14 protein-coding genes and 1 riboswitch are annotated in these 13,779 nt (G+C 69.0%); of the genes, 9 read left to right on the top strand and 5 right to left on the bottom strand.

The window, feature by feature from the left end:
• Positions 1–22: 22 nt before the first annotated feature.
• Positions 23–790 (bottom strand): class I SAM-dependent methyltransferase, encoded by a 768-nt coding sequence (locus Q7J39_RS11170; protein ID WP_304824418.1) that lies wholly within the window; start codon positions 788–790, stop codon positions 23–25.
• Positions 791–878: 88 nt separating this feature from the next.
• Between Q7J39_RS11170 and Q7J39_RS11175 the strand changes: the two genes are divergently transcribed.
• Positions 879–1,106 (top strand): AbrB/MazE/SpoVT family DNA-binding domain-containing protein, encoded by a 228-nt coding sequence (locus tag Q7J39_RS11175; protein ID WP_304824421.1) that lies wholly within the window; start codon positions 879–881, stop codon positions 1,104–1,106.
• The gene (locus tag Q7J39_RS11180; RefSeq protein WP_304824424.1) at positions 1,103–1,492 is read left to right on the top strand and encodes a type II toxin-antitoxin system death-on-curing family toxin; all 390 of its coding nucleotides are present in this window, start codon (positions 1,103–1,105) and stop codon (positions 1,490–1,492) included. The genes Q7J39_RS11175 and Q7J39_RS11180 overlap by 4 nt, the downstream gene beginning before the upstream one ends.
• Here the strand turns inward: Q7J39_RS11180 and ispH are convergent.
• Positions 1,489–2,451 (bottom strand): 4-hydroxy-3-methylbut-2-enyl diphosphate reductase, encoded by a 963-nt coding sequence (gene ispH / locus Q7J39_RS11185; RefSeq protein WP_304824428.1) that lies wholly within the window; start codon positions 2,449–2,451, stop codon positions 1,489–1,491. The genes Q7J39_RS11180 and ispH overlap by 4 nt on opposite strands.
• A 121-nt stretch (positions 2,452–2,572) precedes the next feature.
• On the opposite strand from ispH, the gene Q7J39_RS11190 reads away from it, so the two are divergent.
• Positions 2,573–3,262, top strand: coding sequence for a Tat pathway signal sequence domain protein (locus tag Q7J39_RS11190; RefSeq protein WP_304824432.1), 690 nt, complete (start codon positions 2,573–2,575; stop codon positions 3,260–3,262).
• A complete protein-coding gene (locus Q7J39_RS11195) occupies positions 3,259–5,058 on the top strand; it encodes an arginine--tRNA ligase (protein WP_304824436.1) in 1,800 nt (599 codons plus the stop codon). Before Q7J39_RS11190 ends, Q7J39_RS11195 begins: the two co-directional genes overlap by 4 nt.
• A 24-nt stretch (positions 5,059–5,082) precedes the next feature.
• Here the strand turns inward: Q7J39_RS11195 and Q7J39_RS11200 are convergent, their stop codons facing one another.
• From Q7J39_RS11200 to Q7J39_RS11210, 3 genes are read right to left on the bottom strand one after another with little or no spacing between them, the layout of a single operon-like run.
• Complete coding sequence (locus Q7J39_RS11200; protein WP_304824438.1) at positions 5,083–5,772, bottom strand: ABC transporter ATP-binding protein; 690 nt, start codon at positions 5,770–5,772, stop codon at positions 5,083–5,085.
• Positions 5,769–7,025 (bottom strand): FtsX-like permease family protein, encoded by a 1,257-nt coding sequence (locus tag Q7J39_RS11205; protein ID WP_304824442.1) that lies wholly within the window; start codon positions 7,023–7,025, stop codon positions 5,769–5,771. The genes Q7J39_RS11200 and Q7J39_RS11205 overlap by 4 nt, the downstream gene beginning before the upstream one ends.
• On the bottom strand, positions 7,022–7,963 hold the full coding sequence (locus Q7J39_RS11210; protein WP_304824447.1) for an efflux RND transporter periplasmic adaptor subunit: 942 nt from the start codon (positions 7,961–7,963) through the stop codon (positions 7,022–7,024). The genes Q7J39_RS11205 and Q7J39_RS11210 overlap by 4 nt, the downstream gene beginning before the upstream one ends.
• A gap of 346 nt (positions 7,964–8,309) precedes the next feature.
• A riboswitch (glycine riboswitch) is annotated at positions 8,310–8,400 on the top strand.
• Between the two features lie 165 nt (positions 8,401–8,565).
• Between Q7J39_RS11210 and gcvT the strand changes: the two genes are divergently transcribed.
• The 5 genes from gcvT to Q7J39_RS11235 all read left to right on the top strand — a co-directional run bounded on the left by gcvT (position 8,566) and on the right by Q7J39_RS11235 (position 13,775).
• Positions 8,566–9,678: a glycine cleavage system aminomethyltransferase GcvT gene (gcvT, locus tag Q7J39_RS11215; RefSeq protein WP_304824451.1), complete on the top strand. Its 1,113-nt coding sequence runs from the start codon at positions 8,566–8,568 to the stop codon at positions 9,676–9,678.
• Between the two features lie 13 nt (positions 9,679–9,691).
• On the top strand, positions 9,692–10,057 hold the full coding sequence (gene gcvH / locus Q7J39_RS11220) for a glycine cleavage system protein GcvH (RefSeq protein ID WP_304824454.1): 366 nt from the start codon (positions 9,692–9,694) through the stop codon (positions 10,055–10,057).
• A gap of 6 nt (positions 10,058–10,063) precedes the next feature.
• Positions 10,064–11,407, top strand: coding sequence for an aminomethyl-transferring glycine dehydrogenase subunit GcvPA (gene gcvPA, locus Q7J39_RS11225; RefSeq protein WP_304824457.1), 1,344 nt, complete (start codon positions 10,064–10,066; stop codon positions 11,405–11,407).
• Positions 11,407–12,990 (top strand): aminomethyl-transferring glycine dehydrogenase subunit GcvPB, encoded by a 1,584-nt coding sequence (gene gcvPB / locus Q7J39_RS11230; protein ID WP_304824460.1) that lies wholly within the window; start codon positions 11,407–11,409, stop codon positions 12,988–12,990. Before gcvPA ends, gcvPB begins: the two co-directional genes overlap by 1 nt.
• Positions 12,991–13,385: 395 nt before the next feature.
• Complete coding sequence (locus tag Q7J39_RS11235) at positions 13,386–13,775, top strand: PGPGW domain-containing protein (RefSeq protein ID WP_304825035.1); 390 nt, start codon at positions 13,386–13,388, stop codon at positions 13,773–13,775.
• The last annotated feature ends 4 nt before the right edge of the window (positions 13,776–13,779 follow it).

Below are 13,779 nucleotides of genomic sequence, written 5' to 3' on the forward strand. Positions count from 1 at the left end.
ATGGGGGAGCCCGCGCCGGGCGTCAAGCCTTGGCGACCACCCAGAGGTCCTGGCCGCCGTCATAGTCGGCCGGCGCCGCCCAATTGCCCTTGTGAACCGAGACCACCTTCAGGCCGGCGTCGTCGATGGCGTGGTTCAGGGCGTGGAGCTCGTGGGCGATGGCGCGCTCGGGGCTGCGGGGGTCCACCACGCTGGAGGTGGCGTCGTAGTCCTGGAAGACAAATTGCGGGTTCTCGGCGCGCCGGGGGGAGAAGGCCGTGAAGGCGAATCGCCCGCCGGGCTTCAGGGTCCGGGCGGCCTCCTTCAGATAGTGGCTCATGCCTCCAAACCGCATGTGGGTGAAGACCGACATGGCGAAGGCCACGTCCACCGAAGCGGTCTGCGCCGGGAAGACCACCTGGTCCTCCGCGACGGCGCCGCCGCGGTTGTAGTCGCCGTTCCAGACATCGAGATGGACGAAGGTCAGTCCGGGGTAGCGGCGCTTGCACATCCCGATCGCCGCCTTGGAGAGATCAAAGCCCGTATAGGGATGGTCGGTCAGGTGGCGGGCCATCCGGCCCGTGCCGCAGCCGATATCCAGCACCGCGTCGCCGGGTTTCAGGCCGGCATAGGTCTTCAGCCAGCCCACGGCCTGCAGGCCGATGGCGTCGTGGTCGCCGTTGCCGACATTGTGGATCACGCTCCACGGATCGCCCGCCCGCCGGGTCGGCAGGCTCTTGATGTCCAGCCACAGGCCCGAGAGGGCGCGGCGGAGAGGGGGCGGAGCGTAGGCGGCGAGAGCGCGGATCATGGTGTGAGGATATCGATCGGAGCGGGCGCTGTCTGCGGGCCAGGGGTCGGAGTTTGTATTACGTGCGTTATAACGATAAGATCGGTGAATGATCACGCTCAAGCTCAGCCAGATCGGCAACTCCGTCGGACTGATCCTACCGAAGGAAGCCTTGCTACGGCTGGGCGTCGCCAAGGGGGACACCCTCTATCTGACCGAGGGGCCAGGCGGTGAGATGCGACTGTCGGCCTACAGCGCCGAGGTCGCCGAGGAGATCGCGCTCGGCGAAGACTTCATGGACCAGTATCGCGACACCTTCCGCGCCCTGGCCAAGTGAAGCGCGAACCCCGCTGGGTCACCAAGGAAGGTCTGATCGTCCTTCATGACCGCAGCATCGCGCTGCATGGCGGCGCGCCGGGTTTGCGGGACGAAGGCCTGCTGGAGTCCGCCTTGGCCAGGCCCGCCAACCTCTTTCACTATGAGGGCGTGGACGATGTCTGCGCCCTGGCGGCGGCCTACCTTGTCGCGGTGGCCAGCAACCATCCCTTCGCGGACGGCAACAAGCGCGCCGCCTATCTGGCGATGGGTCTCTTCCTGATGAAGAATGGCCGGCGATTGACGGCCCAGCCCGCGGAGGCGGCGCTCATGGTGCTGTCGGTCGCAGGCGGGGAACGAGACCTTGACGCCTTGACCGCCTGGATCCGCGCCCGCTCGGTCCCTTAGCCTTCCACCAGCACCCGGGGCAGCTTGAAGCTGACGGTCTCGCGCACGGCGTCGACCTCCTCTACGGTGACGTCGAAGACCGCGCTGAGGGCTTCGATCACGCCCTGAACCAGGACTTCAGGGGCAGAGGCGCCGGCCGTGACGCCCACGGTCTGGGCGCCGTCGATCCAGGCGAGGTCCAGGAAGGACGCATCGTCGATCAGGTGGGCCTGGGCCACGCCTTCCCGCTTGGCGACTTCCACCAGCCGCACCGAGTTGGAGGAGTTGGCTGAACCCAGCACCAGCAGGACGTCGCTGCGCGCGGCCACGCTCTTCACCGCCTCCTGGCGGTTGGTGGTGGCGTAGCAGATGTCTTCCTTGTGCGGCGCCGAGATCTCCGGGAACCGCTCGCGCAGGGCCGCCACGATGGCGGCGGTGTCATCCACCGACAGCGTCGTCTGGGTGGCGAAGGCGACATTGGTCGCGTCCTTCGGCGTGAAGGCGCGCGCGTCCTCCACGGTCTCGATCAGGGTCACGGCGCCGTCTGGCAGCTGGCCCATGGTGCCGACGACCTCGGGATGGCCGGCGTGGCCGATCAGCACGATCTCCATGCCCGCGTCGTAGTGGCGCTGGGCCTCAACGTGGACCTTGGAGACCAGCGGGCAGGTGGCGTCGAGATAGAGCATGTTGCGCGACTTGGCGTCGGCGGGCACCGACTTGGGCACGCCGTGGGCGGAGAACACCACCGGGCGGTCGGTAGGGCACTCGTCCAGTTCCTCGACGAAGATGGCGCCCAGCGCCTTCAGCCGGTCCACCACATGGCGATTGTGGACGATCTCGTGCCGCACATAGACCGGCGCGCCGTACTTTTCGAGCGTGCGCTCGACGATCTGGATGGCGCGGTCGACCCCGGCGCAGAATCCGCGAGGGGTTGCGAGCAGGACCTTCAGGGGGCGGCGGGCGCGAGTGGGATCGGACATGGCCCCAAACTAGGCGTCCGGAGCTTCCACCGCCAGCCGCGTTGCGGCCTCAATCGATAGCCAGTAGTACAGGGCCGACCGCGCGAACCTCCGCGCCCCGTTTCTCTGTCTGGACGACCCCATGCGCCGTTCCCTTCTGCTCGCCGCCTGCGCCTTCATGGCCACCGCGATCGCCCTGCCCGAAATCGCCCTGGCCCAGGCCTCGCCTCGCCGCGACGAGCAGCGCCAGCAGCAGGAGGCGGCCAAGAAGAAGAAATCCAAGGAAGAGTGGAACAACGTCCAGGCGCCGCTGGCCGCCCTGCGCAACGCCGGGCCGTGCCCCTTCGTGAAGGTCCTCTACGACGCCGGCCGCTACATCGAGTTCAAGGACGCCAAGGAGGCCTCGGCCAACGTCGCCTACACCGGCGAGATCCAGGGCATCTCCGCCGGCTGCCAGTACAAGGACGACGAGCCGATCCAGGTCGAGATGGAAGTGCTGTTCGAGCTGGGCCGGGGTCCGCAGGCGGAGGGCTCGTCCAAGAGCTACCGCTACTGGGTGGCCGTGACGAAGCGCAACGAGGCGGTCATCGCCAAGCAGTACTTCGACCTGCCCATCAGCTTCGGGCCCGGCCAGGACCGGGTCTACGCCACCGAGAAGATGGCCCAGATCACCATTCCGCGCGCCAAGGACACCACCAGCGGCGCCAATTTCGAGATTCTGGTCGGCTTCGACGTGACGCCGCAGATGGCCGCCTTCAACCGTGACGGCAAACGCTTCCGGGTGAACGCAGGCTCCGCGGTCGCCGCCGCGGGGACGACCGACCGTCAATGAGCGATCTGAAACGGGGCCTGAGCGAAGCGGTCGCCGCCGCCTTCGCCGCCGCGGGCCTGCCGGCTGAACTCGGACGCGTGACGCCGTCCGACCGGCCCGATCTCGCGGATTTCCAATGCAATGGCGCGCTGGCCGCGGCCAAGACCGCGCGCCGCGATCCGCGTGAGATCGCCGCCGGCGTCACCGCGACCCTGGCCGCCGATCCGCGCCTGTCGGCGGTGGAGATCGCGGGCCTGGGCTTCATCAACATGCGGGTCTCCGACACCGCGCTGTCGGAGCGCGCCAACGAGATCGCCGCCGATCCGCGTCTGGGCGCCAGTTCGGTCGCGGCCATGCGCCGGATTCTGGTGGACTATGCTGGCCCCAACGTGGCCAAGCCGATGCACGTCGGCCACCTGCGCTCTTCGATCATTGGCGAGGCCATCAAGCGCATCTATCGGTTCCGGGGCGACATGGTGGTGGGCGACGCCCACTTCGGCGACTGGGGCTACCAGATGGGCCTGCTGATCGGCGCGGTCATGGACGAGAATCCGTTCGTGAAGGCGCTGATGGAGCAGCTTAACGGCCGCACGACGCCGATCACCTCGGAAGAGGAAAAGACCGCCTTCGCCGCCCTGGAGAGCCGGGTCAGCCTGGACGATCTCGACCGGCTCTATCCGGAGGCCGCCGCCAAGGGCAAGGCCGAGATCGAGTACCGGGAACGGGCACGCAAGCTGACGGCCGAGCTGCAGTCCAAGATGCCGGGTTACCACCTGCTGTGGCGCCACTTCGCCCGGGTGACCAAGGTCGCCCTGGAGCGGGACTTCCATGCCCTGGGCGTCGATTTCGACCTCTGGAAGGGCGAGAGCGACGTCGACGACCTGATCGCCCCCATGGTCAAGGAACTGGACGACAAGGGCCTGCTGGTCGACGATCAGGGCGCCCGGATCATCCGGGTCGCCCGCCAGGGCGACAAGCGCGACCTGCCCCCCCTGCTGGTGGTGTCGTCCGAAGGCTCGGCCATGTACGGCACGACCGATCTGGCCACCGTGCTGGACCGCAAGACCAGCTTCGATCCCGACCACGTCCTCTATGTGGTGGATCAGCGTCAGGCCGACCACTTCGAGGTGGTGTTCCGCGCCGCCTACCTGGCCGGCTATGCGGCCGAGGGCAGCCTGGAGCACATCGGCTTCGGCACCATGAACGGCATCGACGGCAAGCCCTTCAAGACCCGAGAGGGCGGGGTGTTGAAGCTGAACGACATGATCGAGATGACCCGCACCAAGGCGCGCGAACGGCTGCGGGAAGCTGATCTGGGCGCCGAGCTCGACCCCGACACCTTTGACGACACCGCCCACAAGGTGGCCGTTGCGGCCCTGAAGTTCGCCGACCTGCAGAACTTCCGCGGCACCTCCTACGTCTTCGACCTGGACCGCTTCTCCAGCTTCGAGGGCAAGACCGGCCCCTATCTGCTTTACCAGGCCGTGCGGGTGAAATCCCTGCTGCGCAAGGCGCAGGGCGAAGGGGTCAAGACCGGCCCGATCACCGTGGCGGACCCGGCTGAGCGGGACCTAGTGCTGCTGCTGGACGCCTTCGACCAGGCGCTGACCGACGCCTACGAAAAGCGCGCCCCGCACTTCGTGGCCGAGCATGCCTTCAAGCTGGCCCAGGCCTTCAGCCGCTTCTACGCCGCCTGCCCGATCCTCTCGGCCGAGCCGGTGTTGCGCGCCTCACGCCTGGCGCTCGCCGACACCACCCTGCGCCAGCTGGAGCAGGCCCTGGACCTGCTGGGCATCGCCGCGCCGGAGCGGATGTAGCCGCGCGCTCACGAAGGCCTCGACTCACGCGGGGCCAGGTTCGGGAACGATGCGGCCGTCGAGCATGTGGATGCGGCGGTCGGCGGCGGCGGCGACACCCATGTCATGGGTCACGCAAACCACCGCGCGGCCCTCCTCGTGGGCGAGCCGCTGAAACTCCTCCACGATCAGCCGGGTGTTGGCGCTGTCCAGATTGCCGGTGGGCTCATCGCCAAGGATGATGGCGGGGTCATTGGCCAGCGCCCGGGCGATCGCCACCCGCTGGCGCTGTCCTCCGGACATCCGATCGGGTCGACGGTGGGCCTCGCCCTTCAGACCCAGCTTCGCCAGCAGTTCGTGCGCCCGGTCGTCGGCCTGGCTCCGGCTGAGGCGGCCCAGGCGACGGATCGGTAGGGCGACATTGGCCTCCGCGGTGAGCTCCGGCAGCAGGAAGTGGAATTGGAAGACAAAGCCGATGCGCTCCAGGCGCAGGTGTGTCCGTTCAGCGTCCGACAGGCCGTCGGTGAGGATTCCGTCGATCCGCACCGAGCCGGTGTCCGGGCGGTCGAGCAGACCCAGCAGATAGAGAAGTGAGGACTTCCCGCAGCCGGAAGGCCCGACCACGGCCACGAACTCCCCAGGCTGAATCTTCAGGCAGGCGTCGTCGACCAGGGTCACGGTCTCCGGGTCTATCAGCCGGCGCGTGACGTGGGCGGTCTCGATCAGCGCCGTCATGCGGCGCCCCGCAGGATATCGACGGGATCGACCCCGGCGGCCTTGCGGGCCGGAAGCCAGGCCGCGACCAGGGCCGAGGCTAGGGAGGCGGCGCCGGCGATCAGGTACTGTCGCAGGCCACGGTCCAGCGGTAGCTCCAGAGGCTTGCCCTGGACGGTGATTGGCAGGCGAGCCAGGACCTCCAGCAACACGCTGCCGAAGGCGAAGCCGACCAAGGCGCCGGCCACGCCCACCACCAGGCCCTCGATCAGGAACACCCCCTCAACGTCGCCCTCGGTGAACCCCATGGCCCGCAGGATGGCGATGTCCCGGCGCTTGTCGGTGACGCTGGTGGAGACAGAGGTGTAGATGCCGAAACTCGCCACCAGCAGGATGGCCGCGATCACCGCGTACATGATGACATTGCGCACCACGAGCAGGTTGCGGATGTCGCGCGACCGCTCCTGCCAGGACACCCACTTGTAGCCCCAGCGGGCCTCAAGCGTCACCGCGACGCCCTCTGCCGCCTGGGGGTCGCCCAGCTTTATGTGCAGTTGGTTGACCACATTGGGGCGGGCGAACAGCACCTGGGCGGTGCGCAGCAGGCCGTAGGCGGCGTTGTCGCCGGCGTAGAAGCCGGCGCGGGCGTCCGGTTCGATCAGGGCCAGGATCCGCATGCGCTGGAGAACACCGGCCGAGGACGACACCAGCAGGGTGTCGCCCAGGCGCGCGCCGACCCGGTTGGCGAGGGGGCGCGAAATGATGATGCCGTCGGGCCGCGCCTCCAGGTCGGTCAGGTGGCCCCCGACCAGAGAGGCCTCGATCTTGGTCAGCTGACCCTCGATCCGCGGGTCGATTCCATTAAGCGAAAGGGGCTCTGTTCGGCCCGCGAAGCGCACCGCGACGGCGCCGGACAGCGAAGGCGCGGCCACGGCTCCCGGCTGGGTGCGCGCGGCGGCCAGCATGGCGGGCCAGTCCTTCAGGCCCCGGACCTCATCCTGGGGCCTCACGCCTCGAACCGCGACGGCGGCCTGAGGCCAGGCTGTCACGGCCGGCTGACGGGCGGGGTTGCGCTGCTCGTCCTGGACAATGATGTGCGGCGCCGTGTCGATCAGGGTGCGAATGAAATCGGTCTGCGATCCGGTCATCATCCCCGACACCGCCAGGAAGAAGCCGACGCCAATGGCCACCCCCAGTATCGCCACCAGGGTCTGGCGCGTGCGAACCGCCAGGTGGGCGAAGGCGATCCCGGCCAGGACGCCGATCCCGTTCATCGGCCGGGTTCCGGTCGTGGGGCGATGCGGTCGCCGTCCTTGAGGTCGGCGGGCGGGTCGAGCACCAGGCGCTCGCCGACCTTCACCCCTGCCAGCACCTCGGTACGTTCCGCGCCCTGGACGCCCAGGGTGACCGCGCGGCGATGGACCCGTCCGCCGGCGGCGATCCAGACCGCGCCCTCGCGCAGGGACGGGGTCGGGACCAGGATGGCCGCGGGCCGCCTTGCGATCACCAGATTGGCTTCGACGGTCATGCCGGGTCGCAGCACCGTGGCGGGATCCAGGCTCAGCCGCGCGCGGAACACGCGCCCCGTGGCGTCGCCCTGGGGGGTGATTTCGGCGATGCGGGAGGCGAAGACCTGTCCTGGAAAGGCGTCGGCGCGGATCACCGCTTCCCTGCCCACGGCCAGCCGGCCAACATCGCGCTCATCCACGCCGGCGGTCACCCGCAGGGCGCCGGGGACCGCCACCACGAAGAGAGGTACACCGGCCGCCGCCAGATCACCGGGCTCGGCCTCGCGGCGCAGAACCTGACCCGCGAAGGGCGCGCGAAGGCGGTAGTCTTCCAGCCGTACCCGGGCGCTGCGGGCCGCCTGCTGGGCGGCGTCCACCTGAGAGCGGGCGTCCTCATCGGCGGCGCGGGCGGCGAACCCGACGGCGTAGAGGCGCGCGATGCGCCGCGCCGCGGCGCGGGCCAGACCCGCCTGCGCCTCGAGTTGCAGGGCGGTGGCGGCCTGCGGACCATCCTCGAGCTGGGCCAGGGGCTGGCCTGCGGCGACCGCCTGGCCTTCGGTCACCAGAACCTGGCGAATCGGGGCGGTGACAACCGGTGCGATACGGGCCTGTCGGACATATTCGACGACCCCCGAGGCATAGACGGTGTCGACCGCTTCGCCGCGGGTGGCCGCGGCCAGGGTCACCGGAAGCGGCCGCAGCAAAGCCCAGGCGGTCCCGGCAGCCGCGCCGAGGGCGGCGAGGAGGAGGGAGGCCGACAGCCAGGTTCGCCGACGCCGCTTGCGCAGGTCCCGGGCGGAGCCTGCGGCAGGGGATGGGGCGGGAGAGGTCTCGACGGCCAAGGGCGCCTCGGGGGGATGCACGCGCGGCCGGGGGGCTGGCCTACCGGTGGGTCGCACGGCGCGCGGGGGCGGGGAATGATGCGGATCAAAGAGGCCGCTCGCCCCAGCCTGGCCGTCAGGCCGCCGGCTGGGACGGCAATCCTACTAGTCCCGTCGCAGACGCGATCTGGCGCATTGACTCAGCCCGGGCCTTCGAACAGGTTCCGCCTCGACTCTCGCGGGAGAGACCGGGCCTCGAGCCCGGAGCCGAAGGCGCAACCGCCCCGGAAACGCTCAGGCAAACGGACCGCGAAGGCTGATGAACGCTGGAAAGTAGCGCCCCCTCGGGAGCGCTCGCCGAAGGAGCAAGGGGCTGTCCCACGATCGGGGCGACCTGAAATCTCTCAGGCCCAAGGACAGCGGGGGCAGGGCGACGGCGGAGCTTTTTCCGTCGGCGCCTGCAATCGTCAGCCGGAGTCTAACACGTGTCCGATGAAGTCCTGAAGACCACCCCGCTCGCCGCCGCGCATGTGGAAGCCGGCGCGCGCATGGTGCCATTCGCCGGCTATTCCATGCCGGTCCAGTACAAGGACGGCGTGCTGAAGGAGCACCTCTGGACCCGCGAACACGCTGGCCTGTTCGACGTCTCCCACATGGGTCAGGCCCGGCTGCGGGGGGTCTCGCCGCTCTCGGCCTTCGAGGAGATCACGCCTGGCGACTTCATCGGCCTGAAGCCCGGCAAGCAGCGCTATTCGGTCCTGCTCAACAAGAAGGGCGGGGTGATCGACGACCTGATGGCCGCGCGGCCCGACGACGATGGCCTGTTCGTGGTGGTCAACGGCGCCTGCAAGGACAACGACTTCAAGGTCATCGACAACGAGCTGGCCGGCCAGGTCACCATCGAGCGCCTGGAGAACCGCGCCCTGCTGGCGATCCAGGGTCCCGAGGCCGCCGCCGTCATTGGCCGCCACCTGCCCGCGGCCCTGCGCATGGTGTTCATGGATAGCCGCGCCATGCCGGGCTTCGGGACCAACATCCTGATCTCCCGCTCGGGCTATACCGGCGAGGATGGCTACGAAATCTCCGTGCCCAACCATCAGGCGCAGGCGATCTGGAACCTGTTGCTGGAGGACGAGCGCGTCCGCCCCATCGGCCTGGGCGCGCGGGACTCCCTGCGCCTGGAGGCCGGCCTGCCGCTCTATGGCCATGACGTCGACGAGACGGTCAGCCCCATCGAGGCCGACCTCGCCTTCGCCGTCTCGGTGAAGCGCCGCGACGCCCGCGACTTTCCCGGCGCGTCCCGCATCGCCAAGGAGTTGGCCGAGGGCCCCTCGCGCAAGCGGGTCGGCCTGAAGGTGCTGGAAGGCGCCCCGGCCCGAGAGGGCGCCGAGATCGCCGACGGTTCGGGCGCCGTGGTCGGTGTCGTCACCTCCGGCGGCTTCTCGCCGAGCCTGGGCTACCCCATCGCCATGGGTTTCGTGCCGCCGGCCCTGGCCGCGCTCGGGACTCAGCTGAAGGTCATCGTCCGAGGCAAGCCGCAGGCCGCCGAGGTCGTGGCCATGCCCTTTGTTCCCACCCGCTACGTCCGCAAGATCTGAGGAGATCACCCCTATGCGTTTCACCAAGGATCACGAGTGGGTCGCGCTCGACGGCGACGTGGCCACCATCGGCATCACTGCCTATGCCGCCGAACAGCTGGGCGACGTGGTGTTCGTCGAGACCCCTGAGATCGGTAAGACCGTGAAGGCCGGCGACGGCCTGGCGGTGGTGGAGAGCGTCAAGGCGGCCTCCGACGTCTACGCCCCCATCTCCGGTGAGGTGGTCGAAGCCAACACCGAACTGGGCGACGCGCCCGAGACGGTCAACGCCGTGCCGGAATCGGGCGGCTGGTTCGCCAAGCTAAAGATCGCCGACAAGGGTCAGTACGACGCCCTGATGGACCGCGACGCCTACGAAACCTACCTCGGGACCCTGTAAGCACCCATGCGCTATCTGCCCCTGACCCCGGCCGACCGGGCCGAGATGCTCGGTGTCATCGGCGCGGCCACCATCGATGACCTGTTCGTCGACGTGCCCCCCGCCGCCCGCAAGGCCGACCTCTTCGACCTGCCGCTGCACGCCGGGGAGATGGAGGTGGAGCGCGAGCTCTCCGCCCTGGCCGCCAGGAACCGTCCGGCCGGCGCCGGGCCGTTCTTCTGCGGGGCAGGGGCCTACAAGCACCACGTGCCGGCCACGGTGGATCACATCATCCAGCGGTCTGAGTTCCTCACCAGCTACACGCCCTACCAGCCGGAGATCGCCCAGGGCACCCTGCAGGTGCTGTTCGAGTTCCAGACCCAGGTGGCGGCCCTGACCGGCCTGGATGTGGCCAATGCGTCGATGTACGACGGCTCCACCGCCTGCGCCGAGGCGGTGATGATGGCCCAGCGGGTCACCCGCCGGAAGAAGGCGGTGCTCTCGGGCGGCCTGCACCCGCACTATGCGGCGGTCACCCAGACCATCGCCCATGCCGAGGGCATGGACATCACCCGCCAGGCCGTGGCCATCGACGCCGAGGCCGCCGTGCTCTCGGCCATCGACGCGCAGACAGCCTGTGTCGTGGTCCAGACCCCCAACGTGTTTGGCGTCGTCACCGACGTGAGCAAGATCGCCGAGGCGGCGCACGCCGCCGGCGCCCTGCTGATCGTGGTGACCACCGAGGCGGTCTCCTACGGCCTGCTGAAGTCGCCCGGCGAGATGGGCGCGGACATCGCCGTGGGCGAGGGCCAGTCCATCGGCGTCGGCCTGAACTATGGCGGCCCCTATGTCGGTCTCTTCGCGGCGCGTGAGAAGTTCGTGCGCCAGATGCCGGGGCGGCTCTGCGGCGAGACCGTGGACGCCGACGGCGCGCGGGGCTTCGTGCTGACTCTCTCGACCCGCGAGCAGCATATCCGCCGCGAGAAGGCGACATCCAACATCTGCACCAACTCCGGGCTCTGCGCCCTGGCCTTCACCATCCACATGACCCTGCTGGGGGAGCGCGGCCTGCGCGAACTGGCGGCCCTGAACCACAGTCGGGCCCGCGAGCTGCGCGAGGCGCTCGCCGCCGTGCCCGGGGTGGAGATCCTGTCGCCGCGCTTCTTCAACGAGTTCGCGATCCGCGTTCCGGGCAAGGCCACCGAGGTCGTCGAGGCCCTGCTGGCCGACGGGGTGGTGGCCGGGGTGCCCTTCAGCCGTCTCGATCCCAAGGCCGGGATGGACGACGTCCTGCTGGTGGCCGCCACCGAGACCACGACGCGCGATGATATCGCCGCCTTCGCCAAGGCTCTGAAGGGGAGGACCGCCTGATGGCCATGTCCAATATCGGCCGCCCGACCCAGCCCCAGGCTGCCGGCGCCAGTTCCGTCCACACCTCTCTGACCGGCGCCCGCGGCCTGCTGCAGGACGAGGCCCTGATCTTCGAGATGGATGGCTGGGACAAGACCGGCGTCGATTTCGACCTGCCGGCCCTCGACGCCTCGGACCTCGGCGACCTGGTCCGCACCGCGCCCATCGGCCTGCCGGGGCTGTCGGAGCCCGAGGCCATGCGCCACTTCGTGCGCCTGTCCCAGAAGAACCACGCCATCGACCTGGCCCTCTACCCGCTGGGCTCGTGCACCATGAAGCACAACCCGCGCCTCAACGAGAAGATGGCCCGCCTGGCGGGCTTCGGCGACCTGCATCCGATGTCGCCGCAGTCGACCACCCAGGGCGCCCTGGAGCTGATGGACCGCCTGGCCCACTGGCTGAAGACCCTGACCGGCATGCCCGCCGTGGCCCTGTCCCCCAAGGCCGGCGCGCACGGCGAGCTGTGCGGCCTGCTGGCCATCAAGGCGGCTCATGAGGCCAAGGGGCAGGGCCATCGCCGCACGGTGCTGGTGCCCACCTCCGCCCACGGCACCAACCCGGCCACCGCGGCCTTCGTCGGCTATGACGTGGCCGAGATCGCCCAGACCGCCGACGGCCGGGTCGACCTCGCCGACCTGGAGGGCAAGCTGTCGCCTGACGTGGCGGCGATCATGGTCACCAACCCCAACACCTGCGGCCTGTTCGAGCGCGACATCATCGAGATAGCCCGCCTGACCCACGCGGCCGGAGCCTATTTCTACTGTGACGGCGCCAACTTCAACGCCATCGTCGGCCGGGTGCGCCCGGGTGACCTGGGTGTCGACGCCATGCACATCAATCTGCACAAGACCTTCTCCACGCCCCACGGCGGCGGCGGGCCGGGCGCGGGTCCGGTGGTGCTGTCGGCGGCGCTCGCCGCCTACGCTCCCACCCCCTGGGTGGTGAGCGCCGGCGAGGGCTTCAAGCTGGTGGAGGAGGCCGAGGACGAAGCCGCCGCCACCTTCGGCCGCATGGTGGCCTTCCACGGCCAGATGGGCATGTTCGTCCGCGCCTATGCCTACATGCTCAGCCACGGCGCCGACGGCCTGCGCCAGGTGGCCGAGGACGCCGTGCTCAACGCCAACTATATCAAGGCCAAGCTCTCGCCGGTGATGACGCCGGCCTTCCCGGACGGGCCCTGCATGCACGAGGCCCTGTTCGACGACAGCTGGCTCGAAGGTACCGGGGTCACCACACTGGACTTCGCCAAGGCGATGATCGACGAGGGTTTCCACCCCATGACCATGTACTTCCCGCTGGTGGTGCACGGGGCGATGCTGATCGAGCCGACGGAGACGGAGTCCAAGCAGGAGCTGGATCGCTTCTGCAACGCCCTGACCCTGTTGGCCCAGGCGGCCAAGGCTGGCGATGTGGAGCGGTTCACCGGCGCGCCATACCTCGCGCCCATGCGGCGCCTGGATGAAACCCTGGCAGCCCGCAAGCCTCGCCTGACGTGGCGCCCAGAGCCCACAACTGTGGCTCCGGCGCCGATGGCGGCTGAATAGCTACAGTCTGGACGAAATTTAACCCGCCCGAACCTTTACGAGTCGCTCGGACGTTCTCATACCTGTTGGTGCGCGGTGGCCGAACGACCTCCCCAGATCGGGCGGGCCGCGCATTCCAGGTTGAATCTCTAGTCCTACGCCATCTCTGGTGGGCGCATCTTCGCGCACGTCAGTGACGGATCGGCCGAACCTGGCTCGCCGGGGTTTGGGCTCGGGGGAAAGTGTGGCTCTGGCGCCGCGCGATCCCCGAAATGAGCATAAACCTTAAAATTTAACGCGGACGTCGCCTTTACGACTCTCTTGTGCGTTCGCATATGCGCTTAACGACGACCGCCTGTCCTCCCCCGAACAGGCGCACGTCAGAACCCCTGGTTTGAACCAAAGTGTCCTACGCCATGCCCAGCGTGCGCGCCCTGCGCGCCTCCGATGAATTCGCCCGCGAGGTTGTGGGACGGATTGTGCGCGTTGGTCTGGCGTCGCTCGGCGTGCTGATCGTGCTGGCCGGGATCGCCGTGGCGCCCCTGCCGGGTCCCGGTGGTCTGCCGGTGATCGTGGTCGGCCTGATGCTGCTACTGCGCAATTCCTTCAAGGCCCGGCGGACCTTTGTCCGTTTCCAGCACGCTCACCCGAAGATGGTGTTTCCGATCCGCCGCCTGCTGCGGCGCGAACCGGAGATCCTGCTGGTGGCCTGGCAGCAGGCCCTGCGCATTGAGCGTCTGATCGTGCCGCGCAAACTGCGCTTTGCGGTCAAGACCCGCCGGCGCTTCCGCCGCCGTCCTTCCTGAAACC

This window comes from Phenylobacterium sp., assembly GCF_030651185.1.
GTDB lineage: Bacteria > Pseudomonadota > Alphaproteobacteria > Caulobacterales > Caulobacteraceae > Phenylobacterium.